This is a genomic window from Teichococcus deserti (genome assembly GCF_001982615.1).
Taxonomy (GTDB): domain Bacteria; phylum Pseudomonadota; class Alphaproteobacteria; order Acetobacterales; family Acetobacteraceae; genus Pseudoroseomonas; species Pseudoroseomonas deserti.
On sequence record NZ_MLCO01000477.1, the window covers coordinates 1 to 1,231 of the forward strand.

Sequence of the window (1,231 nt, forward strand, 5' to 3'; positions counted from 1 at the left end):
CGCGACTGCTCGCTGCAGCGCCGCCACCAGAAGCTGGTCGAGGAAAGCCCGGCCCCCGGGGTCGATGCGGCGCTGCGCGAGGAGTTGGGACGGCGTGCCGTCGCCCTGGCCCGGGCGGTGCATTATGTCGGCGCCGGCACGGTGGAATTCGTGGCCGATGCCGGGGCGCCGCTGGACCCGGCGCGGATCTGGTTCATCGAGATGAACACCCGGCTGCAGGTCGAGCATCCGGTGACCGAGATGGTGACCGGCCTCGACCTGGTCGAATGGCAGCTGCGCATTGCCGCCGGCGAGGCGCTGCCCTTCGCCCAGGACGACATCCGCCTGGAAGGCCATGCGGTGGAGGCGCGGCTCTGCGCCGAGGACCCCGCCCGCAATTTCCTGCCCTCGCCGGGATTGCTGGAGGTGCTGCGCCTGCCCGAGGCGAGCAGGGCGCTGCGCATCGACAGCGGCGTGCGCCAGGGCGACCGGCTGACGCCCTTCTACGACCCGATGCTCGGCAAGATCATCGCCCATGGCCGGGACCGCGCCGAGGCGCTGCGCCGGCTTGCCGCGGCGCTGGACCAGTGCGAGGCGCGCGGCGTCGCGCTGAATGCCGCCTTCCTGGCCGCCGCGCTGCGCAGCCCGACCGTGCAGGCCGCCGGCCACGACACGCATTTCCTGGAAACCGCCCGGGCCAGCCTGCTGTCCCCCGGCGCCGCCGCCTGAGGATCCTGTCCCCCATGCCCGACTCCCTTCCGGCGAGCAGCAGCGACTGGCAGCCGGAGCTCGACGAGCTCCATGCGCGCGAATCCATGGCCCAGGCGATGGGCGGCCCGGACAAGGTCAGGCGCCAGCATGATGGCGGCCGGCTGACCGTGCGCGAGCGGATCGACCGCCTGGCCGATGCCGGCAGCTTCCACGAGATCGGCGCCATTGCCGGCCGCGCCGACTACCGCGCCGATGGCAGCCTGGAGACGCTGACGCCGTCGAACTGCGTCTTCGGCCGCGCCAGGCTGGACGGGCGGCCGGTGGTGCTGGTCGGCGACGACTTCACCGTGCGCGGCGGCTCGGCGGATGCCACCATCCGCGAGAAGCCGCTGATGGCCGAGCGCATGGCCCATGAGTTCCGCCTGCCGATCCTCCGCGTCATCGAAGGCTCGGGCGGCGGCGGCTCGGTCAAGACCATCGAGACCACGGGCCGCGCCAACCTGCCGGGCGGGGTGGGGGGCACCGGGTTGTTCCACTACAC

At 73.0% G+C, this 1,231-nt stretch carries 2 protein-coding genes; both read left to right on the plus strand.

The window, feature by feature from the left end:
* The coding region (locus BKE38_RS29240) for an ATP-binding protein (protein WP_474104355.1) at positions 1-708 on the plus strand (708 nt) is incomplete at its 5' end.
* A 14-nt stretch (positions 709-722) separates the two neighbouring features.
* A partial coding sequence (locus BKE38_RS29245) for a carboxyl transferase domain-containing protein (protein WP_278247660.1) occupies positions 723-1,231 on the plus strand: 509 nt, incomplete at its 3' end.